Below are 24,111 nucleotides of genomic sequence, written 5' to 3' on the forward strand. Positions count from 1 at the left end.
AACTGGCGTTGACAGCGAATTCGGCCGCCGGAGTGGCAATATTTATCGGCAAAACCCGAAACGCTGGCAGATTGCGCAAGCCAATACATCACTTCGTTTGAGTATGTACTTTTGCTGCAACCGCTGGATGAGACACTAGCGTCCTCTCGTCACCTAGCTGCCATGTGGTCATTTGTCCGCATTGCCTTGACTTTCGCGCGGCTTTCCTGTTTATCGCGCCCAATCCGCGACGAGCCACATGACTCCGAGCCGCCGACCGGGACCCGAGATCCCGGAGGTCAACACCCGACAGCGCGACGCGCCCTCGGGTGCTTTTTGGCTTTGCGTCTTGTTTTCGTCAAGGAAAAGCACGACGTTTCCGGGCAGGTAAGAACCCGCCCGAAACGTATCAAGGAAGAGCCGATGTTTGAAAACCTCCAGGACCGTCTTGGATCCATTCTGAATGGACTGACAGGCCGTGGCGCGCTTTCGGAAGCCGATGTTTCCGCAGCGCTGCGCGAGGTTCGCCGTGCGTTGCTGGAGGCCGACGTCGCGCTCGACGTTGTGCGTTCCTTCACCGACCGCGTGCGTGAAAAGGCCGTCGGCGCCGAGATCCTGAAGTCGATCAAGCCCGGCCAGATGGTCGTCAAGATCGTGCATGACGAACTGATCGAGATGCTGGGCGGCGAAGGCGTCGGCATCGACCTGCATGCACCGGCCCCGGTCGTCGTCATGATGGTCGGCCTGCAGGGTTCCGGCAAGACGACGACATCGGCGAAGATCGCCCATCGCCTGTCGACGCGCGAGAAGAAGAAGGTGCTGATGGCATCGCTCGACACGCGCCGTCCGGCAGCCCAGGAGCAGCTTCGCCAGCTCGGCGCCCAGGCCAATATCGACACGCTGCCGATCATATCAGGCCAGTCGCCGACGGATATCGCCGCCCGCGCCGTGCAGGCGGCCAAGCTCGGCGGCCATGATGTCGTCATCCTCGACACCGCCGGCCGTACCCATATCGACGAGCCCTTGATGGTCGAGATGGCCGACATCAAGAAGCGCTCGAACCCGCATGAAATCCTGCTGGTCGCCGACAGCCTCACCGGCCAGGACGCAGTCAACCTCGCCCGCAGTTTCGACGAACGCGTCGGCATCACCGGTCTGGTGCTGACCCGCATGGACGGCGATGGCCGCGGCGGTGCCGCCCTTTCGATGCGCGCCGTCACCGGCAAGCCGATCAAGCTGATCGGCGTCGGCGAGAAGATGAGCGAGCTGGAGGAATTCCATCCCCGCCGCATCGCCGACCGTATTCTCGGCATGGGCGACATCGTCTCGCTCGTCGAGCGCGCAGCGGAAAACATCGACGCCGAGAAGGCGGCCGCCATGGCCGCCAAGATGGCCAAGGGCAAGTTCGATCTCGACGACCTCGCCGACCAGCTGCGGCAGATGCAGAAGATGGGCGGCATGGGCGGCATCATGGGCATGATGCCCGGCATGGCCGGCATGAAGGACAAGATGGCCGCAGCCGGCCTCGACGACAAGCTTTTCGGCCGCCAGATCGCCATCATCCAGTCGATGACCAAGGCCGAGCGCACCAATCCCGACCTGCTCAAGCATTCGCGCAAGAAGCGCATCGCCGCCGGCTCCGGCACCGATGCCGCCGCCATCAACAAGCTTCTGAAGATGCACCGCCAGATGGCGGACATGATGAAGATGATGGGCGGCAAGGGCAAAGGCGGCATGATGAAGCAGATGATGGGCGGCCTTGCCGGCAAGATGGGGCTCGGCGGCGGCATGGGCGGCATGGGTGGCGGCATGCCCGATCTCTCGAATATCGATCCCCGGCAGCTCGAGGCCTTGCAGAAGCAGGCGGAAGCGGCGGGGCTTGGAAAACCGGGTGGGGGTATGCCCGGTCTCGGCGGTCTGCCGGGTGGTTTGTCGGGCCTCGGCGGCGCCAAGCTGCCGGGCCTTGGCGGTGGTTTCCCGGGGTTGCCCGGATTGCCGAAGAAGAAGTGAAAGGATCGCTTGCCCCATGATTGATCCAAACGTCAAAGCCCAGCTCGCGAGCTATCGTCAGTCGATCGACAATATCGATGCCGCTCTCGTGCACATGCTGGCCGAACGCTTCCGCTGCACCAAAGAGGTCGGCGTGCTGAAGGCCAAATACAATCTGCCGCCGGCCGACCCGGCGCGCGAGGAATACCAGATCGAACGCCTTCGCCAGCTGGCGAAAGCCGCCAATCTGGACCCGGATTTCGCCGAGAAGTTCCTGAACTTCGTCATCAAGGAAGTCATCCGGCATCATGAGCAGATCGCTGCGGATCACGCTGAACAAAGCGCTGCAGCCCGATAACCGTACCGCTCAAGAAAGCGGTCAAGAAAAGCCCAAGGAGTTAAAGAACATGGCACTGAAAATTCGTCTCGCCCGCGGTGGTTCCAAGAAGCGCCCGTATTACCACGTCGTTCTCGCCGATGCGCGCAGCCCGCGTGACGGCCGCTTCCTCGAAAACCTCGGTTCCTGGAACCCGATGCTTGCCAAGGACGATGAGAAGCGCGTTCAGCTGAACGCCGAGCGCATCAAGCACTGGATCGAACACGGCGCCCAGCCGACCGACCGCGTTCTGCGCTTCCTCGATGAAGCAGGCGTTGCCAAGCGTGAAGTCAAGAACAACCCCGTCAAGGCAAAGCCCGGCAAGCGCGCCCAGGAACGCGCCGCCGAAAAGGCTCAGAAGGTCGCCGACGCTGCGGCTGCTGCTGCCGACGCCGCGGAATAATCGCGACATTCCCTTCGAGCGGGCGGCATGGCGACATGCCGCCCGTTTTCGTTTCCAATCGCCCACACTTCGTTTATGAGAAACCTGTCTTTCGGCTTCACATGAAGGAACCCATGACAAAGCTTGAAAACCCCGTTCTGATGGCGACGATCGGTGGCGCGCAAGGCCTCCGCGGCGAGGTGCGCGCCAAGGCCTATACGGCCGATCCCGGCGCGCTTGGCGACTACGGCCATCTGCACAGCATGGACGGCCGCAGCTTCGAAGTCCTCGAAATCCGCGAGATGAAGAATGTCGTCGTCGTCCGTTTCCGCGGCGTCAACGATCGCAATGCCGCCGAGGCTCTGAACGGGCTTGAACTCTATATCGAGCGGGACAACCTGCCGGACGAGGAGCTGGAGGACGACGAGTTCTACTATGCCGATCTCGAAGGGCTCGAGGCGCGAGACGACAAGGGTGTCAGCTATGGCACGGTCACCGGCGTCTTCGATTTCGGCGCCGGCGATTTGCTGGAACTCAAAGGTCCGGGCAAACGTCCGGTGCTGATCCCCTTCTCCGAAGCCTCGGTGCTGGAGATCGACCTCGAGGCCGGCACGCTGCTGATCGATCCGCTGGCGGCGGGGCTGGTCGACGATCCGGAAGAGCTTTCGAAATTCACTCCCGACAAGCCGAAAAAGAAGAAGTGATGGCTTTCCGGGCGAGCGTGCTGACACTTTATCCGGAAATGTTTCCGGGGCATCTGGGCTTCTCGCTCGCCGGCAAGGCGATGGAGCGGGGGCAATGGTCGCTGGACACGGTGCAGATCCGCGACTTCGCCACCGACAGACACCGCACCGTCGACGACACCCCGGCCGGCGGCGGCGCCGGGATGGTGCTGAAGGCCGACGTCCTTGCACGTGCGATCGACAGCGCCTCAGAAAACGATACCCGCCCGCGGCTGCTGATGAGCCCGCGCGGCCAGCCGCTGACGCAGGAGCGTGTGCGCGAGCTCGCGGCCAGCGACGGCGTCATTATCGTCTGCGGCCGCTTCGAGGGCGTCGACCAGCGGGTGATCGAGGCGCGCGGACTGGAAGAGGTCTCGATCGGCGACTACGTCCTATCAGGCGGCGAGCCGGCGGCGCTGACCGTGCTCGATGCGATCGTCCGCATCCTGCCCGGCGTCATGGGCAACGACCTTTCCGGCCTGCACGAAAGCTTCGAAGGCGGACTGCTGGAACATCCGCATTACACCCGGCCGCAGGAATGGGAAGGCCGGGAAATCCCCGCGATCCTCACCTCGGGCAACCACGGCGCCATCGAGAAATGGCGGCATCAGGAAGCGGTGCAGCTGACGCAGGAGCGACGGCCGGATCTGCTCGAAAAAGGCTAGCGTATCGGGCGGAAAATCGGGATCGATTTTCGGAAAGCACGATGCGTAGATTCAAAGTGTTACAGCGTCCTTTGCGCGTCTGAAAAGGCGCGCGGCGCTGTAAAGTGAGAAAAACGGCTGATTTCGCAGCCCTTTTCACAAAAATGCCGCCCAAGGGATGACAAGCCCTGGCCTTTCGTGTATTGGCGCACGCGGAAATGGGGTTTATCCCCGTCTGCCAGCAAACAAAGAATGGCGAATCCGCTCCCGCCCTTGACGGGCAAAGTCCTGAGGCCAGTTCCTAAGGATCAGTGTTGAGCGCTCTGGCTGTTTCAGAAGAACCAAAGGTTAAGACGATGAACATCATTCAGCAGCTTGAGGCCGAACAGGCCGCCAAGATCGAAGCCAAGCGCACGCTTCCCGAATTTTCCCCGGGCGACACCGTCCGTGTCAACGTGAAGGTCACGGAAGGCACCCGTACCCGCGTTCAGGCCTATGAAGGCGTCTGCATCGCCCGCTGCGGCGGCGGCCTGCAGGAAAACTTCACGGTCCGCAAGATCTCCTACGGCGAAGGCGTCGAGCGCGTATTCCCGGTCTACTCGCCGATGATCGAAAGCGTCGACGTCGTTCGCCGCGGTAAGGTCCGTCGCGCCAAGCTCTATTACCTGCGCGACCGTCGCGGCAAGTCTGCCCGTATCGTTGAAGACACCGGCGTCCGCGCCCGCAAGCTCAACGACGCCGAGCGCGCCGCCATTGCCGAGGAAAAGGCACGCATCGAAGCTGAAAAGGTTGCAGCAGCCCAGGCGCTCGCCGCCGAGAAGGCAGCAGCAGAAGCTGCGGAAGCCAAGGCCGCTGCTGAAAAGGCTGCCGCAGAAGCAGCCGCCGCTGCAGCGGAACCGGCAGCAGAATAAGATCTGCGCTACGCAAAATTCTTTGCTTGGAAAGGCGGCCTTCGGGTCGCCTTTTCTATTTTTTGTTTCAGCACGTAGCCGGCGGCCTTGCCTCAGGCCTATCTTCCGTGACAGTTTTTGCCGTTCAATTTTAGGGAACCGTTCAATGTTGTTTCGCCGTACCGTTCTTGCGAGCTTCGCCGCCCTTGCTCTTCTGCCCCTGGCCGCATCGGCCGCCGAACTGCCTGATCTCGGCGGCAAGAGCGTCGTCGTCGTGACCGAGAATGCCTATCCGCCGCTGCAGTTCGTCGATCCGAAATCCGGCAAGGCGATCGGCTGGGAATATGATGCGATGAACGAGATCGCCAAGCGGCTGAATTTCAAGGTTGAATACCAGAACACCAGCTGGGACGCGATGATCCAGGCGGTTTCCGACGGCCAGTACAACATCGGCATGACCGGCATCACCATCAAGGAAGACCGCAAGCAGAAAGTGGATTTCTCCGACCCCTACATGCGCTCGCAGCAGTTCATGCTGGTGCGCGGCGACGAGAAGCGCTTCACCGACGCCAAGTCCTTCGGCGAATTCAAGGACGGCCTGGTCGGCGCGCAGCCCGGCACCACGCCTTTCTACACCGCCGTCTACGAAGTGCTCGACGGCAACGAACAGAACCCGCGCATCAAGCTCTTCGAAACCTTTGGCGCCACCGTTCAGGCCCTGAAGGCCGGCGACGTCGACGTGGTGCTGACCGACGGCACCGCCGGCAAGGGTTATGTCGATGCGTCGAACGGCGCGCTGAAACTGATCGGCGAGCCGCTCGGCACCGAGGATTTCGGCTTCATCTTCCCGAAAGGGTCCGATCTCGTCGCCCCGGTCAATGCCGCCATTGCTGCGCTCAAAGCCGATGGCACGCTGGATGCGCTGAACAAGAAGTGGTTCCTCGACTACAAGATGGGCGAATGACGCCGAGCAGCCACTAATGGCGTTGCGACCATCTCCCGACAGACACGTCAAGGACGACTATCCCTGGTGGCTGGTCGCGCTTGTCGCGATCGGCCTCGTGCTTGCTGCCGTCATCGTCACCAACGATATCTATGCCCAGGTCTTCCGCACCGTCGTCAACGGTGTCGGCATCACCGTCTTCGTCACGCTGGTCGCCTTCGTGCTCGCCACCGTGCTCGGCCTCGGCATCTGCTTGCTTGGCATGGCCGACAGCCAGGTGTTGCGTCAGATTGCGCGATTCTACATCGAGATCATCCGCGGCATACCGATCCTCGTGCTGCTGTTCTACGTCGCCTTCGTCGGCGCGCCGGCTCTGGTCGCAGCCTATAATTTCCTGATTTCGCCGCTGGTGACATCAGGCATGGCCGAACCCATCCTGGTGCGCGACCTCTCGCTGATGTGGCGAGCGATCATCGCGCTGACGGTCGGTTATTCCTCCTTCATCGCCGAAATCTTCCGGGCCGGTTTCCAGTCGGTCGATCTCGGCCAGATCGAGGCGGCCAAGGCTCTCGGTCTCTCGCGCTACCGGCGCTTCCGCTCCGTCGTCTTCCCGCAGGCGATCCGGGTGATCTTCCCGCCGCTCTCCAACGATTTCGTCTCGATGGTGAAGGACAGCTCGCTCGTCTCCGTGCTTGGGGTCGCCGACATCACTCAGATGGGCAAGGTCTATGCCGCCGGCTCCTTCCGCTTCTTCGAGACCTATTCGATCGTCACCTATATCTACCTGATCCTGACGATCGGCCTGTCGCTGGCGCTGCGGCGGACGGAGAAATGGATGAAGTCGCGGTAAGCGATCAATACCTGCCGGCCGCTGAGGCCGCAGAGCACCTGCTGATGATTCAAATTGAAGCCGCCGCGAAAAATCGCTATATGCAGGGCCATGGAATCCAAGTTCAGATGCATTGGTGCGCATATTTTCGTGCTGCAGGACCATTATCGCCTGCCGGCGCGGTTCTTTGCATGCGTGTCCGGCGCGCTCAACAGCCGACTTCGTTGATCGAATGACGGCCGGCGGAGCCTGATCTGCCATTTCTCGATTTTCCAAAAGCTTTAGAAAAACGGACTTAACGCCATGAGCGCACCGCGTACCCTCTACGACAAGATCTGGGACGATCATCTGGTCGACGAACAGCCAGACGGCACCTGTCTTCTCTACATCGACCGCCACCTGGTTCACGAAGTGACCTCGCCGCAGGCTTTCGAAGGCCTGCGCATGACCGGCCGCAAGGTTCGCGCGCCGGAAAAGACGCTCGCCGTCGTCGACCATAACGTTCCGACCTCGCCCGACCGCCATCTCGGCATCAAGAACGAGGAAAGCCGCATCCAGGTGGAAGCTCTGGCCACCAATGCCGCCGAATTCGGCGTCGAATATTATTCGGCAAGCGACAAGCGCCAGGGCATCGTCCACATCGTCGGCCCGGAACAGGGCTTCACCCTGCCCGGCATGACCATCGTCTGCGGCGACAGCCATACCTCGACGCATGGCGCGTTCGGCGCGCTGGCGCACGGCATCGGCACCTCCGAGGTCGAGCATGTGCTGGCGACCCAGACGCTGATCCAGAAGAAGGCCAAGAACATGCTGGTGCGGGTCGACGGCCAGCTTCCGCCGCACGTCACCGCCAAGGACATCATCCTTGCCATCATCGGCGAGATCGGCACGGCCGGCGGCACCGGCCACGTCATCGAATTTGCCGGTGAAGCGATCCGCGCGCTGTCGATGGAAGGCCGCATGACCGTCTGCAACATGACGATCGAGGGCGGCGCCCGCGCCGGCCTGATCGCCCCGGACGAAAAGACCTTCGAATACATCAAGGGCAAGCCGCGCGCGCCGAAGGGCGAGGCGCTGGAACAGGCGATCGCCTATTGGAAGACGCTGCAGACCGACGAGGGCGCTCATTACGACCGCGTCGTCGTCCTCGACGCCGCCAGCCTGCCGCCGATCGTTTCCTGGGGCTCCTCGCCCGAGGATGTCATCTCCGTCCAGGGCATCGTTCCGAACCCGGATGACATTCCGGACGAAACCAAGCGCACCTCCAAGTGGCGCGCGCTCGACTATATGGGCCTGAAGCCGGGCACGAAGATGACCGACATCACGCTCGACCGCGTCTTCATCGGCTCCTGCACCAACGGCCGCATCGAGGATCTGCGCGAAGTCGCCAAGGTCGTCGAAGGCAAGACGGTTGCCTCGACCGTCGACGCGATGATCGTGCCGGGCTCCGGCCTCGTCAAGGAACAGGCGGAAGCCGAAGGCCTCGACAAGATCTTCAAGGCCGCCGGTTTCGACTGGCGCGAACCGGGCTGCTCCATGTGCCTTGCGATGAACGACGACCGCCTGAAGCCGGGTGAGCGCTGCGCTTCGACCTCGAACCGCAACTTCGAAGGCCGTCAGGGCTTCAAGGGCCGCACGCACCTCGTCTCGCCGGCAATGGCAGCCGCAGCCGCAATCGCCGGGCACTTCGTCGATATCCGCGAGTGGAACTGATCTGATCCGGCCAACGGATGAGATTGAGAGCCGCCCGATACACATCGGGCGGCTTTGCATTTATGGCGTCTGTCGCGTCGACACCCACATGGTGCGACCTGCACAGCTCCGCGCCTTCTCCAACGCGCAAGAGCTCTGCAGCTCTCTGAATTGCTGTGCTAAAGCGCGTGGCGGGCGAGCCCGTTTGTGCATGGCCCGCCTTCCCAATTTCATCCTTTCGGGCAATCGACATCGATAAATTCCTGTGGCCTCATCGATGATCAGCGCGACACGCGACAGATACCGTTCAGGCTTCGGCGAACACCGCGCCATCGGGGAAGCGCCATGAGGCAGAAATTAGTAGCGAGTTTACTGCGAGCCAGCCTGATCATGTTTGCACCGCTGGCATCGATCGACGCCGTCGGCGCCGCGCCGATGCATCCAACCATACCGCCAGTCACGGTCGCCTCGGGCCAACTGCAACACGTCGCGCAGAAGAAGATACCGTCACTCAACGGATACCGCGGCTACAGCAGCGGCCGGCCCGGCTATATCAAAAGCGCGAACGGTTATTGGTATCCCTCACGCGCCTTCGACGATTATACCGGGTCAATTGGAAGACCGCAGAGCCTGGGCAATAGCTGCAGTTACGGCTTCGCCCCGACCAACGGATCGTCCAATTGCAATTATTGACTGAAGGCTGCATGCCTCCGTCAAGCGACGGCCGCCCGGGTGATCTCTTCTCCGGGGCGACCGCTGATGCGCTCGGCAATGCTAGAAGGCTGCCGTCATCGGATCCGGTCCCATGCGGGCACTGGCGCTGTCGAGCTTGGCGATCGCAGCCATGTCGTCGGCATCGAGCTTGAAGTCGAACACCTGAAAATTCTCCTCGATACGCGACGGCGTCACCGACTTCGGGATGACGACGAGGCCGGTGTCGATGTGCCAGCGAATGATGACCTGAGCCGGCGTCTTCTGATGCTTTTTGGCGATCTCGCCTATCACAGCGTTCGAGATGAACTTGCCCTGGCCGAGCGGGCTCCAGGATTCGGTGGCAATGTTCAGCTTCTGGTGAGCCGCCTGCGCCGCCTTCTGCTGGAAATCGGGATGCAGCTCGATCTGGTTGATGACGGGAACGACGCCGGTCTCGCCGATGATGCGCTCGAGATGTTCAGGATAGAAATTCGACACGCCGATCGAGCGGGCGCGGCCCTCTTCCCGGATGCGCACGAAAGCCTTCCAGGTCTCGGTATAAAGGCCACGATGCGGCGACGGCCAGTGAATGAGATAAAGGTCGACATATTCGGAACCGAGCTTCTTCAGGCTGCCGTCGAAGGCGCGCAGCGTATTGTCATAGCCCTGATCGGTATTCCTGAGCTTGGTGGTGACGAAGATATCCTTGCGGTCGAGGCCGGAAGAGCGGATGCCTTCGCCGACGCCTTCTTCGTTGTCGTAACCGGAAGCCGTATCGATGTGACGATAGCCGGCGGCGATCGCCGTGCGCACGGTGGGAGCGGCAATATCCTGCGGCGTCTGCCAGACGCCGAGGCCGACTTGGGGAATGGAATGTCCGTCATGGAAAGTGATGATAGGTTGAGCGGTCACAATATATCTCCGGGAGTTTGAAGAATTGGACGAGGCATGAATTGCGCCCGCGCTTGCGGACGTCCCTGAACGCATTTCAGCCGGAGCGTTCGGTCACCGCAAACATATAGGCGACCGCATCCGGAAGACAATCAGACGACGCGGACAATCGTCCCCTTTCGAAGGTGTGGCAGCAGGCGGCGCATGTCGCGCAGGCTCACCGCCACGCAGCCCGCCGTCGGCTCGTAGCCCGGCCTGATGAGATGGAGGAAGATCGCCGAGCCGCGATTGCGCGCACGCGAGGAGATGTTCCAGTCCATCACCAGGCAGATATCGTAGAGCCCGTCACTGCGCCGCATCTCCTCGTGACCTGCGCTGAATGGCGCCCGGACGAGGCGGTTGTAGCTGGCGTTGTCAGACTGATCGCACCAGAGCATGTCGGGGCGGATGCGGCGGATCGAAAGCGGAGTGACGAGCCGGCCGTTCCGTTCGCCGCGCCGGAAGCCTGATATCAGCCTCATCGAGGCGATCGGCGTGGCGCCGTCGCCCTCGCGTTTCATCACGGTGCGGCCGGAGCGGCCGATCGCAGCAGGCACAGTGATGGCCCCGAGCCGGACGATCGCCCGGCTCTTGCGCCCCGGCGCAGCACGCACCACCATCGTCGACGGCGTTATACCCCGCCTCTGCCTTGCTTTTTCCATTTTTCTCGCATGTCGTGCCTTGTCTGGGGCTTCGATTGAAATCATATCGAAACCGACCCGGCAACAGCCCGCTGCCCGATCCTTGCCAAACCAGGAATTTGGCGTAGGACTAGGGGACTTAACATGAGGACGCAAACGGCATGACCGCACGCACCATTCTTCTGGTGGATGACGACGATGACCTTCGACAGACGCTGACGGAGCAATTGTCGCTGTATGAGGAATTCACGGTTCTGCAGGAAGCCAACGCCGGCAAAGGTGTCGCGACCGCCCGCTCGACGCCGATCGACCTGCTGATCATGGATGTCGGCCTGCCCGATATGGACGGCCGCGAGGCAGTGAAGCTGCTGCGCAAGGGCGGCTTCAAGGCGCCGATCATCATGCTGACCGGCCACGATACCGATTCCGACACGATCCTCGGCCTCGAAGCCGGCGCCAACGACTATGTCACCAAGCCTTTCCGCTTCGCCGTTCTGCTCGCGCGCATCCGCGTGCAGCTGCGCCAGCATGAGCAGAGCGAGGATGCGACCTTCACCGTTGGCCCCTATCTCTTCAAGCCGAGCCAGAAGCTGCTGACCACCGATAACGGCCAGAAGATCCGGCTGACGGAAAAGGAAGCGGCGATCATCCGCTATCTCTACCGCGCCGAACAGAAGGTGGTCACCCGCGACGTGCTGCTCGAAGAGGTCTGGGGCTATAATTCCGGCGTGACGACGCATACGCTGGAAACCCACGTCTATCGTCTGCGCCAGAAAATCGAGCGCGATCCCTCCAATGCCGAAATTCTCGTCACGGAAAACGGCGGCTACAAGATCATACCCTAGAGCAGTTCCGTTTTTCTCCGAATCACGGAAATGCCTATCTCTTTGTTTTCATGCAATTCCGAACGCAGACTGCGACGCACTTCTGCTGGAATTGCTCTAAGGCGAAAAGCCCGCATGGCGCTGACCGACGACATCCACATGCTCGCGCAGCTTCCTCTGTTCAAGGACATGAACGAGGATCAGCTGCGGCTGATCGCCTTCGGCGCCGACCGGCGCATGATCGCTGCCGGCCAGATGCTGTTTCGCCAGGGCTCGCCCGCCGAGAGCGCCTATGTCATCCTCAGCGGCAGCCTGGAGCTGAGCGCGACGAGCAGCGACGGCATGCAGAGGACAGAGGGGATCGCCGGTCCCGGAACCCTGGTTTCCGAGCTGGCGCTGGTGACGCTGGTGGAGCGCAAGTTCACCGCGGTGGCGCGCGAGGACACCAGCATCATCCGTATCACCCGCGCCCTCTTCCACCGGCTGATCGAAGAATATCCGGACGCAGCCCGGCTGATCGAGAACCGGATCCGCGACAATCTCGCCGAACTCGCGGCAAAGGCCGCAAGCCAATTCTATCGCTTCAACTGATCCCTGTTAGAGCGCTTCTGCACGAAAAGCTGAACCGAATCGCCCTAGAAATCGAAATGCGCCGTCACCGGTACGTGGTCGGAGGGCCGGTCCCAGCCGCGCGCCTCCTTCAGGATTTCGATTCGCTTGAGATGCGGCCCGAGATCCGACGACGACCAGATATGGTCGAGACGGCGGCCGCGATCGGCGGCCTCCCAATCCTTGGCGCGGTAGCTCCACCAGGTGTAGAGTTTCTCGCTGGCAGGCACATGCTGGCGCATCAGATCGAGCCAGGCGCCGCGCTTCATCACCTCGAGCAGCCCCTCGGTTTCGACGGGCGTATGGCTGACGATCTTCAGAAGCTGCTTGTGCGACCAGACGTCATGCTCCAGCGGCGCGATGTTGAGGTCGCCGACGAGAATTGACGACGTATTGGCCTCGCCATTGGCTTTCAGCAGCTTCATCTCCTCGATGAAATCGAGCTTGTGGCCGAATTTCGGATTGATCGTGCGATCCGGCTCGTCACCGCCGGCCGGGACGTAGAAATTATGCAGCCGGACTCGACGATTGCCGTGCTCGAAGATCGCCGAGATGTGGCGCGCATCGCCGACGCCGCAATAATCCTGCCGGTGATCCTCGGTCAGCGGAATGCGCGAGGCGATCGCCACGCCATGATAGCCTTTCTGGCCATGGATGATAATGTGATTGTAGCCCATCGCCCTGAGCGGTGCCGCCGGAAACAGGTCGTTCGTCACCTTGGTTTCCTGCAGACAGAGGATATCGGGCCTGTGCTTGAGAACGAGCTGCTCGACGATCGGCATGCGCAGCCGCACCGAATTGATGTTCCAAGTGGTGATCGAAACACCCATGCCCCATACCCTCTCGCGTCCAATGCCCGCATGCCGGCCGAACCACAGCTCGACGCGACGCGCTTTCATGAAAGGGCTTTAAAACAAAGGCGGACGCGAGGGAACCGGCCATGAGCATGATGCCGAAAAGTGTGAGCGGTTTTCGGACGACATCATGCTCAAATCTTTGATTGAGATCCGGATGTTTTCAAGCCAATCCGGCCTGAAGACATCCGGATCTTGTAAAAGGAGCAGCCGATCAACCGAAAAGGCCTCAGTCGCGCGACTGAGGCGTGCCTGGAATGGTCTCATAGGGCACGCGGAAGACGCGATCGTCGAACTGCATGCCGGTTTTGACGTTGAAGATCATCACCGAGGTGTCCTTGCCCTGATTGTCGGTGATCGTCCACTGACGCAGGTCGTAGGTCTTCGGGTCGAACATCATGGTGATGGTCGAGTTTCCGAACACCGTATTGTTACCCAGCGCGATCGTCGTCAGATCAGACTCTTCCTTCACGCCCTTCACCATGCCGGCCGAAAGGTCGATATGCTGCGCCAGGAGCAGGCTGAGCGGGGTCTTGGAGAGCGGATAGAGATCCCAGGTCTTCAGCTTCGTATTGCCGATGGCGACGTTCCTGCCGTCGGCGATCACCCGCATCGGCGACGGAGCGTCATAGTTGAAGCGCAACTTACCCGGGCGCTGGATGAAAAACTTGCCGCCGGTCTGTTCGCCGCGCGGACCGAACTGCACGAATTCACCCTGCATCGTCGTGACGCCGGAGAAATGATCGGCGATCGCCTGCGCGGTGCCGGAGGCGGGAGCTGCCGCCTGCGCGTAAGCGCCAAGGGGAATGGCGCTCGCCATCGCAGCGACGGCGAAGGCGCCGAGAAGGTCGCGGCGCGTTACCGCCAGGCCGGAGAGGAAGGTATCGGAGTGACTCATCTAAATCTCCTTTATGCGATCTGCATGCTGCCGAAAGGCGGCGTCTTCAAGGCGTTGCGATCGGCCTGCGAGAGGTAACGGCTTCGACGCTATCAGGTTTCCGCAAAAGCGGCTGTATTGGAAATATATGCCTGTTCTGTCAGCGGTCGAGGATGTCGCCTTCTGTGGGAACGAGGATCTCGCGTTTGCCGGCATGGTTGGCCGGTCCGATGATGCCCTCCTTCTCCATGCGCTCGACGAGCGAGGCGGCGCGGTTGTAGCCGATGCCGAGCCGGCGCTGGACGTAGGAGGTCGACGCCTTGCCGTCGCGCAGCACGATGGCGACCGCCTGGTCGTAGGGATCTTCCGATTCGGAAAGATTGGACGTGCCGGCCGGACCGCCGCCACCGCCGCCGTAATCGCCGTCTTCGTCGTCATCGGCGGTGATTGCGTCGAGATACTGCGGCGAGCCCTGGGTCTTCAGGTAGGAGACGATCTCTTCCACTTCGACATCCGAAACGAACGGACCGTGCACGCGCTGGATACGCCCGCCGCCCGCCATGTAGAGCATGTCGCCCATGCCGAGCAGCTGTTCAGCGCCCTGTTCGCCAAGGATGGTGCGGCTGTCGATCTTCGAGGTCACCTGGAAGGAGATGCGGGTCGGGAAGTTCGCCTTGATCGTGCCGGTGATGACGTCGACGGACGGACGCTGTGTCGCCATGATCACGTGGATGCCGGCCGCACGCGCCATTTGCGCCAGACGCTGGACGGCGCCTTCGATATCCTTGCCGGCGACCATCATCAGGTCGGCCATCTCGTCGATGATCACGACGATATAGGGCATCGGCCGCAGATCGAATTCCTCGGTCTCGTACATCGCCTCGCCGGTATGGCGGTCGAAGCCGGTCTGCACCGTGCGCGAGATCGCCTCGCCCTTCGACAGCGCCTGCTCGACGCGGGTGTTGAAGCCATCGATGTTGCGCACGCCGATCTTCGACATCTTCTTGTAGCGCTCTTCCATCTCGCGAACGGTCCATTTGAGCGCGACGACGGCCTTCTTCGGATCGGTGACGACAGGCGAAAGCAGGTGCGGGATGCCGTCATAGACGGAGAGTTCGAGCATCTTCGGGTCGATCATGATCAGGCGGCACTGTTCCGGCGTCATGCGGTAGAGCAGCGACAGGATCATCGTATTGATCGCGACCGACTTGCCGGAACCGGTGGTGCCGGCGACGAGCAGATGCGGCATCTTGGCAAGATCGGCGATCACCGCTTCGCCGCCGATCGTCTTGCCGAGCGCCATGGCGAGCTTCGCCTTGCTGCCCTCGAAATCCCGGGAAGCGATGAGTTCACGCAGATAGACGGTCTCGCGCGTCTGGTTCGGCAATTCGATGCCGATCGCGTTGCGGCCGGGCACGACGGCGACGCGGGCGGCAATGGCGCTCATCGAGCGGGCGATATCGTCGGCAAGGCCGATGACGCGCGACGACTTGATGCCGGGCGCCGGCTCCAATTCGTAGAGCGTGACGACAGGGCCGGGGCGGACATGGATGATCTCGCCCTTGACGCCGAAATCTTCGAGCACGCCTTCGAGCATGCGGGCGTTCTGCTCCAGCGCATCGGCCGAAAGCGTGGAGTCGCGCACGACGTTCTTCGGTTCGGCGAGCAGATGCATCGAGGGAAGCTGGAAACCCTCGGGACGGATGAACGAGCCCTGCGCCTCCCGCTCGATGCGGGCGCTGGGCTTCGGGCGTGCGACCACGGGGATGACGCGCGGTTCCGGCTTGCCGGCCGCCTTTGCCGGCGCGCGGATCATCCAGTCGTCGTCATCGTCGTCCGGCAGGATATCGGCCGGGCGCGGCGGCATGTCGTTATCGAAGGGCAGGTCGTCGTCATTATCATCGTCGTCATCGATGGACAGCGACGGCGCGGAGACGATGCGCCGCGGCGAAGCCGCCCTTGGCCCCATTGATGGTTCCATCGAGGGCTCCATGCGCTCACCGCGGACGGTCGGCGCCTTGGCGCGAACGGGTTCATTCAACGTACCGAACTCGTCATCGTTGAAATCATAAGGTGATTCGTAATCGCCCTGGCGCCGCTTGCGCGGCCCCATGCCGAAGAGCCGGCGCAGCCGGCCCTGGCTCATGTACCAGGCATGCGTCACCGCGCCGCTGAAAGCGACCCAGCGCGACTCGTCCTCCTCCTCGTCCTCGTCTCCGACGACGCGGGCCTTGCTGCGTGTATCGACGTAATCCTCCTCGATCTCCTCATCGGCGTCGCTGCGACCGACGAGGCCGGCGGCAAACAGCATCATCCAGGCGGTCGGCGCGGCAAAGATGCAGCCGACGACCATGGCGAAGGTGCCTGTGGGATAAGCGCCGACGAAGAGTGCGGGAAAACGCAGGATCATGTCGCCGACGACGCCGCCGATGCCGTTCGGAATCGGCCAGGTGAGCGGCGGCGGAAAACAGCCGATGACGGCGGAAGAGAGGACCGAACCGGCAAACCAGGCGCCGATCCGAGCAGGAATACGGCTGAAGCGGCGGCCAGAAATCAGCGTCAGCGCCCAGGCGACGATCGGCAGCATCGAAACGACGCTGGCAAGGCCGAGGAATTGCATGACGATATCGGCAAAGGCGGCACCGCTGTAACCGAGAATATTCGTCGGCAGGTTGGCGGTGGCATAGGAATAGCTCGGATCCGCAACGTTCCATGTCGCCAGCGCCGCGACGCAGAACGCCAGCAGCAGAAAGATCGCAAAGCCGATGAGTGCCTGGATCTGCCGCAGCATGAATGCCGAGAAGGAGAACCGATCCGGACGGCCATCCATTGCCGGCGACGTGCTTCTTGCCATGTGTCTAACCCGTCCAATGCCTGAGGACACGCGAATCGCTGAAGCTTCGCCGTGCCAAAATGCGTCCGCTCTACCTAATCAGAGCCGGGTTAAAGCGATGTTAACCATGCATGGCTGGACGACAATTCCGGACAGGGAAATGAAAAAGGCCCGAACCTTGGAAGGTCCGGGCGAAATGCGGTCTATGGTTAGATAGGCCGCGACGGGCCATGAAGCGGCGCCCTTTTGCCGGGCGCCGCAAACCCTGTGATCAGGAAGCGTGGTAGGCGGCTTCGCCGTGGGTCGAAAGGTCGAGACCTTCGCGTTCGGCTTCAACGGTGACACGCAGGCCGATGACGACGTCGACGATCTTGTAAAGGATCGCCGAACCGATGCCCGACCACAGCAGCGTCGTGAGCACGCCCTTGGCCTGGTTCATGACCTGGGTTGCCGTGCCGGCATAGGAGGCCGCGAAATCGGCTGTGGAATAATCGACGATGCCTGCACCGCCGAGCGCCGGGTTGACGAGGATACCGGTGCCGAGAGCGCCGATGATGCCGCCGACGCAATGGACGCCGAAGACATCAAGGCTGTCGTCGTAGTTGAACTTGTTCTTCACGACGTCGACGAAGAAGTAGCAGACCGGCGAAACGATGAGGCCGAGAACGATCGAGCCCATCGGGCCGGCAAAGCCGGCTGCCGGGGTGATGGCAACGAGACCGGCGACGGCACCGGAAGCACCACCCAGCATGGAAGCCTTGCCGCGGGTGAGGGTTTCAACGATGCACCAGGACACAGCGGCGGCAGCCGTTGCGACGAAGGTGTTGATAAAGGCAAGCGAGGCATAGGCATTGGCTTCGAGGTTGGAGCCGGCGTTGAAGCCGAACCAGCCGACCCAGAGCAGCGAGGCGCCGACCATGGTCAGCGTCATCGAGTGCGGAGCCATGATTTCCTTCTTATAGCCCGTGCGCTTGCCGAGCATGATGGCGCCAACGAGGCCCGCAATACCGGCATTGATATGAACGACCGTGCCGCCGGCAAAGTCGATTGCGCCGTAGGAGAAGATCAGGCCGGCTGGCGCTGTGTAGGAGCTCGGACCGCCCCAGAACCAGACCATGTGGGCCATCGGGAAGTAGATGAAGGTGACCCAGAGCACGACGAAGAGCATGACGGCCGAGAACTTGATGCGCTCCGCGAACGCGCCGACGATCAGGCCGGGCGTGATGCAGGCGAAGGTCATCTGGAACACGATGAAGGTGTATTCCGGAATGGCGACGCCCTTCGAGAAGGTTTCGGCGAGCGACGACGTGTTGACGCCGGCGAGGAACGCCTTGGAGAAGCCGCCGACGAAGCTGTTCAGCGAGCCGCCATCGGTGAAGGCGAGCGAATAGCCGTAGGTCACCCAGATCAGCGCCACGACCGCGGTGATCATGAAGACCTGCATCAGCACCGAGAGCATGTTCTTGGCACGGACGAGACCGCCGTAGAAAAGCGCAAGGCCGGGGATGGTCATCAGAAGGACGAGCGCCGAGGAGACGAGCATCCAGGTATTGTCACCCTTGTCCATGGTGAAAGCAGGAGCAGCAGCGGCGGTGGCAGCTGGTGCAGCCTCCTGCGCGAAAGCAACGGCCGGCGCCAGAAGGGCGGCCGAAGCTGCGCAAAGACGCGCAAAGGTGGAAGAAAACTTCGAAATTGACATTGGAAAAAGCTCCTTGATCTGCCGTTCTTACAGCGCTTCTGAATCGGTTTCGCCCGTACGGATGCGCACGGCATGGTCGATCGAATAGACGAAGATCTTGCCGTCACCGATCTGACCGGTCTTGGCCGATGCCGCGATGGCCTCGACCGCCCTGTCGACGAGTTCCGATGCAACCGCGATTTCGATCTTGAGCTTCGGCAGGAAGCTGACTGCATATTCGGTGCCGCGATAGATTTCGGTGTGCCCCTTCTGGCGCCCGTAGCCCTTCACTTCGGTTACGGTCAGCCCCTGAATACCGATCGCCGTAAGGGCTTCGCGGACCTCATCGAGCTTGAACGGCTTGATAATGGCCATCACAATTTTCATCTGGTTTCCCATCCTTCGTTATCCTCGGCGCGGAGCCGACTCTCCTTGCCGCTGACGTTCCTGAACAGCGACCGGCGAATACACATTCAAGGGACGTGCCAGATTCGAGGCAAGACGTAAGTTATTGAAAAGTAAAGGTTATAATAAAGAGTGCCAATAAACAGGCAAATGATCGGCCGATAAGCGCACAAATAACGCGCAAATTTATAAAGTTGCACATTATTTATTCATTTGCCTTTTTCCGAATCAGGCCTTCCTGCGCGACCGATGCAATCAGGCTACCAGATCGTGTAAATAGGCTACCTCGGGTTAATCCTCTGGCGCCCGAAGCCGATGGACTGTCCTGCGTATAAAGCAGCCAGTCATCGAGCTTGCAGGGTCTGTGGAACCACATGGAGTGATCGAGGCTCGCCACCTGCAGGCTCTGATCGAAGATGGACGTTCCGTGCGCATAGAGCGACGTATCGAGCAGCGTCATGTCCGAAAGATAGGCAAGCACCGCCGCCTGATAGAGCCGGTCGTCGGGAACCGGGCCGGTGGCGCGCACCCAGACGTCCTGTTTGGGATCGAGCTTCCTGTCGGAAAAATAATGCGTCAGCGAGACGGGGCGGATCTCGATCGGCCGCTCACGCTGCCAGTATTTTCGGATCGCTTCCGGCGCGTGGGCGAGATACTGTTCCTTGATCTGCTGCTCGCCGAGCAGCGCCTCCGGCATCTCGACCTCGGGCATCGCGATCTGGTGCTCGAAGCCCGGCTCCTCCACCTGGAAGGAGGCCGACAGCGCGAAGATCGCCTTGCCGTGCTGGATGGCGACGACGCGCCGCGTGTTGAAGCTCGATCCGTCGCGGATGCGCTCCGCCTGGTAGATGATCGGCACCGAGGGATCGCCGGGACGCATGAAATAGGCATGCAGCGAATGGACGAAACGCTCGCCCTCGATGGTGCGCTGCGCCGCCATCAGCGCCTGGCCGATCACCTGGCCGCCGAAGACCCGCTGCCAGCCGACCTTGGGGCTGCGGCCGCGGAAGATATCGACCTCGATCGGCTCCAGGTCGAGCGTCGAAAGCAGCGTCTCCATCGCCGAAGGCCCTGATGTCTCGCCCGTCATTTTCTATGTCTCCCAGCGGTAGGAAGTGAAGTTGCGATGATCTATATAGAGCACATCTGAGGCATAAGGTACGGAGCGGCGCGATGCTGGACATGCTGGTTGTGGGCGGGGGTTATGTCGGCCTTTCCGCCGCTGTCGCGGTCAAACAGGCCGCGCCGCATCTGAATGTCGCCGTCGTCGAGGCGGCTCCCGAACACGTCTGGAAAAACGATACGCGCGCTTCCGCCATCATCGCGGCGGCGGCAAAGATGCTCGAGGTCTTCGGCATCTGGAACGAGATCGAGCCGGAAGCCCAGCCGATCACCAAAATGATCGTCACCGACTCCAAGACCTCCGATCCGGTGCGTCCGGTTTTTCTGACCTTCGACGGCGAAGTGACCGAAGGCCGGCCCTTCGCCCACATGATCCCGAATGTTACCATGGTCGCAGCACTGCGCGGCGCTTGCGAACGGCTCGGCATCGACATCCGCCACGGGCTCGGCGCCACGGAGCTGAAGACCCACGACACCCATGTCACCGTCACGCTTTCGGACGGCAGCGCGCTGGAAACCCGCCTGCTGGTTGCCTGCGACGGCGTGCGCTCGAAACTGCGCGATCTCGCCGGCATCAGGACCGTCACCTGGGACTACGGCCAGTCCGGCATCGTTGCAACAGTCGAACACGAGCGGCCGCATGACGGATGTGCCGAGGAACATTTTCTGCCGGCCGGCCCCTTCGCCATCCTGCCGCTCAAGAACAACCGCTCCTCGCTCGTCTGGACGGAGCGGACGCCGGATGCCAACCGGCTGGTCGCTGCCGACGACCTGATCTTCGAGGAAGAGCTCGAACGCCGCTTCGGCCATAAGCTTGGGAGCCTGAAAGTGATCGGCGACAAGCGCGCCTTCCCGCTCGGCCTGACGCTCGCCCGCTCCTTCATCGCGCCGCGTTTCGCGCTGGCCGGCGACGCCGCCCATGGCATCCACCCGATTTCCGGTCAGGGCCTCAATCTCGGCTTCAAGGATGTGGCGGCACTTGCCGAAACCATCGTGGACGCCGATCGCCTCGGCCTCGATATCGGCTCGATCAACATTCTCGAACGCTACCAGACCTGGCGGCGCTTCGACACTTTCCGCATGGGGGTGACGACGGACGTCTTGAACCGGCTCTTCTCCAACGACGCGACGCCGATCCGCATCGCCCGCGACGTCGGCCTCGGCATCGTCGACCGGCTGCCGCGCCTCAAATCCTTCTTCATCGGCCAGGCGGCCGGAACGACGGCAAAGGACAATCCACGCCTGCTTGCCGGCCAGACAATTTAACCTTTGTTTTTACGCAATTCCCGGCAAAACCGCCTCACGCTTTTCCTGGAATTGCATTATTCGTCGAGGCGGCGGGCCTCGGACACCAGCATGATCGGAATGCCGTCGCGGATCGGATAGGCAAGCCGCGCCTTTTCCGAGACAAGCTCATTCTGCTCGCGATCATAGGAAAGCCGGCCCTTGGAGAGCGGGCAGACCAGGAGATCGAGCAGCTTTGGATCGACGCGGCTGAGTTTTTCATCCATGGCTGAAGTCTACTGCAGAACCGTGTCGGAGTCACCGAAGACGCGCGCCAGCACGATTTCGGTAATGGCGATCAGCGTCTCGGCCCGCGTCTTCAGGTCCGGCGCCTCCAGCAGCGCCTGTTTTTCCGCCGGCCCGAAGGGCGACATCATCGCCAGCGAATTGACCAGCGTCAGATTGCTCGCCCGCTCGACGCTCTCCCAGTCAGCCTCCAGCTTGTTGGCATCGAGATAGGCCTTGAAAGCGGTCAGAAGCGCTGCGCGGTCGACCGCCTCCTCCTCGTTCGCGGCCGAGAGGTCGGCGATGAACGGGGCGATACGGAAGATCCGGAAGGGATCGCTGGTCGATTTCTCTTCCAGCAGCCGGAAGCGGCAGACGCCGGTCAGCGATACGATATAGCGCCCGTCGCCGGTCTCCGCGAAGGAGGTGATGCGGCCGAGGCAGCCGACAGCGGCAAGATTGGGCTCGCTGCCCTTGTCCTCATGTTCGCCGAGTGCCGGCTGCACCATGCCGATCAGCCGGTTTCCGGTCAGTGCTGCATCCAGCATCGCCAGATAGCGCGGCTCGAAAATGTTGAGGGGAAGCTGCCCGGCCGGCAGGAGGAGGGCGCCGGTCAGGGGGAAGACAGCGATGGCATCAGGCAGATCGCCCGGCTTCAGGTATCTGGCATTCCCGACTTGCATGAAACCGTCCCGCATTCTTGTAACGGGCATGCCCGTCCTCACGAGAATGTGGTGCCCTCGCCCGAAAACGCAAGGGCAGATGCTCGAAACTTAACGCATACCCCGAAAATCGGAATCGATTTTCGGAAAGGATCATAGGTGGATTCAAAGTGATAGAGCGCGCTTAGCGCATCCTGTTGGACGCGCGGCGCTCAAGAGCAACTCCAGGAAAATGCGATGCCGTTTCCCCAGGAATTGCGTAAAAACAAAAGGCTGGCGCTGTGCTGCGCTTCTATGAAAAAGCAGAACCGCTCTAGGAGAACAGCATCGCCGAAAGCTTGCGGCGCGCTGCAACCGTCGCCGGATCCTTGAAGCCCCAGACCTCGAAGAACTGCAGCAGCTGGCGGCGAGCGCCGTCATCGTCGAAGGCACGGTCCTTGCGCATGATCAGCAGCAGATGGTCGGCCGCCTCGTCGCGCCGGCCTTCGACGTTGCGGATCTTGGCAAGCTTGATCCGTGCCTCGTGATCGTCGGGATTGGCGGCCAGTTCGCGCTCGAGCGCAACGGGATCGCCGAGCTTGCGGGCCTCCTCGATATGCTCGAGCTTCATTAGCACGGCCTGGATGCCGGCGTCTTTCGCCAGCTCTTCCGGCAATTCCGTCAGTATTTCGCGCGCCCGCTGATGCTGGTCTGCGGCGATCATGCATTCAGCCATGCCGGCAAGCGCCTTGGCATTCTCGGGATCGGCCTGCATCACGGCGCCGTAGAGCTGAGCGGCCTCGTTGATATTGCCGGCGGCAAGCAGTTCCGCCGCTTCAGCAACCACCGCTTCGATTTCGGCCGCCTCGTCGGCGCCGGCCGGACCGGCGATCCGGTCGATGAACTGCTGGATCTGGCTTTCCGGCACCGCGCCCATGAAACCGTCGGCAGGACGGCCGTTGACGAAGGCGATGACGGCGGGGATCGACTGGATGCCGAGCTGGCCGGCGATCGAGGGATGGTCGTCGATATTCATCTTGACCAGCCGGACACGGCCCTTGGCTTCGTTGATCACCTTCTCCAAGACCGGAGTCAGCTGCTTGCATGGACCGCACCAAGGCGCCCAGAAATCGACCAGCACCGGCTGCTTGCGCGATTCCTCGATGACGTCCTTGGCGAAATTCGCGGTCGTCGTCTCCGTGATGTAGCTGCCGGCAGGTTCCGGCGTAGCACTGAAGCTTGTCTTCGCCGTCATCTGATTTCCGAAGGAAGCGTTATAGGGGTTGTCGCTGCCGCTCATAGGTATCTCCCGCCGCGCCGATCCTGCCGGCGTCTTTGCTAAAGCATGTCGCGCAAAACTATGGTGCGGTTTTGCGATAAAGGCATGCGCAAAACCAAAGACTAAAGCGCGGCAAGCGAATCTAAAAGACCGCGACGCGCTTTAGCGCTAAAATCGTATGTCAGGACGTCACTTTCAAGACAAGCGGCTTATGTCCGGTCGCTTCCATGAAACGGATGAGATCGCTGCTCGCAATCGAGGTCGTCGCATCGTTGGATAGCGGATGGCAGTTGACGATCTCCTCGCGCATCAGCTCGGCATCGAGCACGAAGGTGACATTCTCTGCGGCATCGTTGATCGCGCCGAAGGCGGTGACGGCCCCAGGGATGACGCCGAGATATTCCATCAGCTTTTCCGCCCTGCCGAAGGAGACCCGGCCGGACCCGCCGATCAAATTATGCACCTGCTTGAGGTCGACCTCGGCATTTTCCTCCACGGTCAGCAGAAAATACCTGTCCTTCTTGTCCTTGATGAAGAGGTTCTTGGTGTGGCCGCCGGGGATCTCGTCGCGCAGGGCCACCGATTCCGCCACGGTGAAGACCGGCGCATGGTCGACCGTCTTATGGGCAATGCCGAGCCCATCGAGAAAGGCAAACAATTCTTCTCTTGTTTTCGGGGCATTTTCTGACATGGGGCAATCCATTGGGCAGGAAGGGAAAAAAGCGAGGCGTCCTGATTAAGTCGGCCCACATCGTTTGGCAATCTTTGCG

At 61.6% G+C, this 24,111-nt stretch carries 26 protein-coding genes; 14 read left to right on the plus strand and 12 right to left on the minus strand.

The genetic code is table 11. The annotated features are described in order from the left end of the window. The first annotated feature begins 402 nt into the window (after nucleotides 1-402). From ffh to C3Y91_RS04985, 11 genes are all read left to right on the plus strand, one after another. Complete coding sequence (gene ffh / locus C3Y91_RS04935) at nucleotides 403-1,989, plus strand: signal recognition particle protein (RefSeq protein WP_018481790.1); 1,587 nt, start codon at nucleotides 403-405, stop codon at nucleotides 1,987-1,989. Between the two features lie 16 nt (nucleotides 1,990-2,005). Beyond that, nucleotides 2,006-2,326 carry a chorismate mutase gene (locus C3Y91_RS04940; protein WP_003543666.1) on the plus strand — a complete coding sequence of 107 codons (321 nt, stop codon included), beginning with the start codon at nucleotides 2,006-2,008 and terminating at the stop codon, nucleotides 2,324-2,326. A 49-nt stretch (nucleotides 2,327-2,375) separates the two neighbouring features. Beyond that, nucleotides 2,376-2,747, plus strand: a complete 372-nt coding sequence (gene rpsP / locus C3Y91_RS04945; RefSeq protein WP_003543667.1) for a 30S ribosomal protein S16 — start codon at nucleotides 2,376-2,378, stop codon at nucleotides 2,745-2,747. Between the two features lie 113 nt (nucleotides 2,748-2,860). Further along, nucleotides 2,861-3,430 carry a ribosome maturation factor RimM gene (rimM, locus tag C3Y91_RS04950; protein WP_029767597.1) on the plus strand — a complete coding sequence of 190 codons (570 nt, stop codon included), beginning with the start codon at nucleotides 2,861-2,863 and terminating at the stop codon, nucleotides 3,428-3,430. Beyond that, on the plus strand, nucleotides 3,430-4,113 hold the full coding sequence (gene trmD / locus C3Y91_RS04955) for a tRNA (guanosine(37)-N1)-methyltransferase TrmD (protein WP_130656602.1): 684 nt from the start codon (nucleotides 3,430-3,432) through the stop codon (nucleotides 4,111-4,113). The genes rimM and trmD overlap by 1 nt, the downstream gene beginning before the upstream one ends. Before the next feature lie 335 nt (nucleotides 4,114-4,448). Next, on the plus strand, nucleotides 4,449-5,003 hold the full coding sequence (rplS, locus tag C3Y91_RS04960; protein WP_018072042.1) for a 50S ribosomal protein L19: 555 nt from the start codon (nucleotides 4,449-4,451) through the stop codon (nucleotides 5,001-5,003). Nucleotides 5,004-5,148: 145 nt separating this feature from the next. Continuing rightward, entirely contained in the window at nucleotides 5,149-5,946 is a 798-nt protein-coding gene (locus C3Y91_RS04965) for a basic amino acid ABC transporter substrate-binding protein (RefSeq protein ID WP_130656603.1), read from the plus strand. Nucleotides 5,947-5,962: 16 nt separating this feature from the next. Further along, nucleotides 5,963-6,775 carry an amino acid ABC transporter permease gene (locus C3Y91_RS04970; protein WP_130656604.1) on the plus strand — a complete coding sequence of 271 codons (813 nt, stop codon included), beginning with the start codon at nucleotides 5,963-5,965 and terminating at the stop codon, nucleotides 6,773-6,775. After that, a complete protein-coding gene (locus tag C3Y91_RS04975) occupies nucleotides 6,757-6,990 on the plus strand; it encodes a hypothetical protein (RefSeq protein WP_164566314.1) in 234 nt (77 codons plus the stop codon). Before C3Y91_RS04970 ends, C3Y91_RS04975 begins: the two co-directional genes overlap by 19 nt. Nucleotides 6,991-7,057: 67 nt before the next feature. Then, on the plus strand, nucleotides 7,058-8,467 hold the full coding sequence (gene leuC / locus C3Y91_RS04980) for a 3-isopropylmalate dehydratase large subunit (RefSeq protein WP_018072039.1): 1,410 nt from the start codon (nucleotides 7,058-7,060) through the stop codon (nucleotides 8,465-8,467). A gap of 324 nt (nucleotides 8,468-8,791) precedes the next feature. Next, nucleotides 8,792-9,139 carry a hypothetical protein gene (locus C3Y91_RS04985; protein WP_018072038.1) on the plus strand — a complete coding sequence of 116 codons (348 nt, stop codon included), beginning with the start codon at nucleotides 8,792-8,794 and terminating at the stop codon, nucleotides 9,137-9,139. 81 nt (nucleotides 9,140-9,220) lie between these two features. Here the strand turns inward: C3Y91_RS04985 and C3Y91_RS04990 are convergent, their stop codons facing one another. Both C3Y91_RS04990 and C3Y91_RS04995 read right to left on the minus strand, forming a co-directional pair. Next, the gene (locus tag C3Y91_RS04990; RefSeq protein ID WP_024320440.1) at nucleotides 9,221-10,051 is read right to left on the minus strand and encodes an aldo/keto reductase; all 831 of its coding nucleotides are present in this window, start codon (nucleotides 10,049-10,051) and stop codon (nucleotides 9,221-9,223) included. 131 nt (nucleotides 10,052-10,182) lie between these two features. Further along, the gene (locus C3Y91_RS04995; protein ID WP_024320441.1) at nucleotides 10,183-10,704 is read right to left on the minus strand and encodes a L,D-transpeptidase family protein; all 522 of its coding nucleotides are present in this window, start codon (nucleotides 10,702-10,704) and stop codon (nucleotides 10,183-10,185) included. 167 nt (nucleotides 10,705-10,871) lie between these two features. Here C3Y91_RS04995 and C3Y91_RS05000 point away from each other — a divergent pair, with 167 nt between their 5' ends. Further along, nucleotides 10,872-11,555 (plus strand): response regulator transcription factor, encoded by a 684-nt coding sequence (locus C3Y91_RS05000; protein ID WP_011653914.1) that lies wholly within the window; start codon nucleotides 10,872-10,874, stop codon nucleotides 11,553-11,555. 114 nt (nucleotides 11,556-11,669) lie between these two features. After that, nucleotides 11,670-12,125 (plus strand): cyclic nucleotide-binding domain-containing protein, encoded by a 456-nt coding sequence (locus C3Y91_RS05005; protein WP_017995456.1) that lies wholly within the window; start codon nucleotides 11,670-11,672, stop codon nucleotides 12,123-12,125. Nucleotides 12,126-12,169: 44 nt separating this feature from the next. On the opposite strand, the gene C3Y91_RS05010 is transcribed toward C3Y91_RS05005, so the two are convergent. From C3Y91_RS05010 to tesB, 6 genes are all read right to left on the minus strand, one after another. Continuing rightward, on the minus strand, nucleotides 12,170-12,973 hold the full coding sequence (locus C3Y91_RS05010) for an exodeoxyribonuclease III (RefSeq protein ID WP_168575104.1): 804 nt from the start codon (nucleotides 12,971-12,973) through the stop codon (nucleotides 12,170-12,172). A gap of 253 nt (nucleotides 12,974-13,226) precedes the next feature. Then, nucleotides 13,227-13,895, minus strand: coding sequence for an outer membrane lipoprotein carrier protein LolA (locus C3Y91_RS05015; RefSeq protein ID WP_018481803.1), 669 nt, complete (start codon nucleotides 13,893-13,895; stop codon nucleotides 13,227-13,229). 139 nt (nucleotides 13,896-14,034) lie between these two features. After that, on the minus strand, nucleotides 14,035-16,728 hold the full coding sequence (locus C3Y91_RS05020) for an FtsK/SpoIIIE family DNA translocase (protein ID WP_018481804.1): 2,694 nt from the start codon (nucleotides 16,726-16,728) through the stop codon (nucleotides 14,035-14,037). 250 nt (nucleotides 16,729-16,978) lie between these two features. Next, nucleotides 16,979-18,406 carry an ammonium transporter gene (locus C3Y91_RS05025; protein WP_018072031.1) on the minus strand — a complete coding sequence of 476 codons (1,428 nt, stop codon included), beginning with the start codon at nucleotides 18,404-18,406 and terminating at the stop codon, nucleotides 16,979-16,981. Between the two features lie 27 nt (nucleotides 18,407-18,433). Beyond that, a complete protein-coding gene (locus tag C3Y91_RS05030) occupies nucleotides 18,434-18,784 on the minus strand; it encodes a P-II family nitrogen regulator (protein WP_003543684.1) in 351 nt (116 codons plus the stop codon). Between the two features lie 211 nt (nucleotides 18,785-18,995). Further along, nucleotides 18,996-19,880, minus strand: a complete 885-nt coding sequence (gene tesB, locus C3Y91_RS05035) for an acyl-CoA thioesterase II (RefSeq protein ID WP_024320444.1) — start codon at nucleotides 19,878-19,880, stop codon at nucleotides 18,996-18,998. Nucleotides 19,881-19,963: 83 nt separating this feature from the next. On the opposite strand from tesB, the gene C3Y91_RS05040 reads away from it, so the two are divergent. Continuing rightward, complete coding sequence (locus C3Y91_RS05040) at nucleotides 19,964-21,178, plus strand: ubiquinone biosynthesis hydroxylase (RefSeq protein WP_130656605.1); 1,215 nt, start codon at nucleotides 19,964-19,966, stop codon at nucleotides 21,176-21,178. Between the two features lie 56 nt (nucleotides 21,179-21,234). Here the strand turns inward: C3Y91_RS05040 and C3Y91_RS05045 are convergent, their stop codons facing one another. The 4 genes from C3Y91_RS05045 to C3Y91_RS05060 form a co-directional block, all read right to left on the minus strand. Further along, nucleotides 21,235-21,423 carry a Trm112 family protein gene (locus C3Y91_RS05045; RefSeq protein WP_012759389.1) on the minus strand — a complete coding sequence of 63 codons (189 nt, stop codon included), beginning with the start codon at nucleotides 21,421-21,423 and terminating at the stop codon, nucleotides 21,235-21,237. A gap of 9 nt (nucleotides 21,424-21,432) precedes the next feature. After that, nucleotides 21,433-22,119 (minus strand): LON peptidase substrate-binding domain-containing protein, encoded by a 687-nt coding sequence (locus tag C3Y91_RS05050; protein ID WP_018072028.1) that lies wholly within the window; start codon nucleotides 22,117-22,119, stop codon nucleotides 21,433-21,435. Nucleotides 22,120-22,396: 277 nt separating this feature from the next. Then, nucleotides 22,397-23,362 carry a thioredoxin gene (trxA, locus tag C3Y91_RS05055; protein ID WP_130656606.1) on the minus strand — a complete coding sequence of 322 codons (966 nt, stop codon included), beginning with the start codon at nucleotides 23,360-23,362 and terminating at the stop codon, nucleotides 22,397-22,399. Between the two features lie 160 nt (nucleotides 23,363-23,522). Beyond that, the gene (locus C3Y91_RS05060) at nucleotides 23,523-24,032 is read right to left on the minus strand and encodes a prolyl-tRNA synthetase associated domain-containing protein (protein ID WP_130686900.1); all 510 of its coding nucleotides are present in this window, start codon (nucleotides 24,030-24,032) and stop codon (nucleotides 23,523-23,525) included. Nucleotides 24,033-24,111: the final 79 nt, after the last annotated feature.

The sequence above is a fragment of the Rhizobium ruizarguesonis genome (assembly GCF_012349115.1).
Classification (GTDB): domain Bacteria; phylum Pseudomonadota; class Alphaproteobacteria; order Rhizobiales; family Rhizobiaceae; genus Rhizobium; species Rhizobium ruizarguesonis.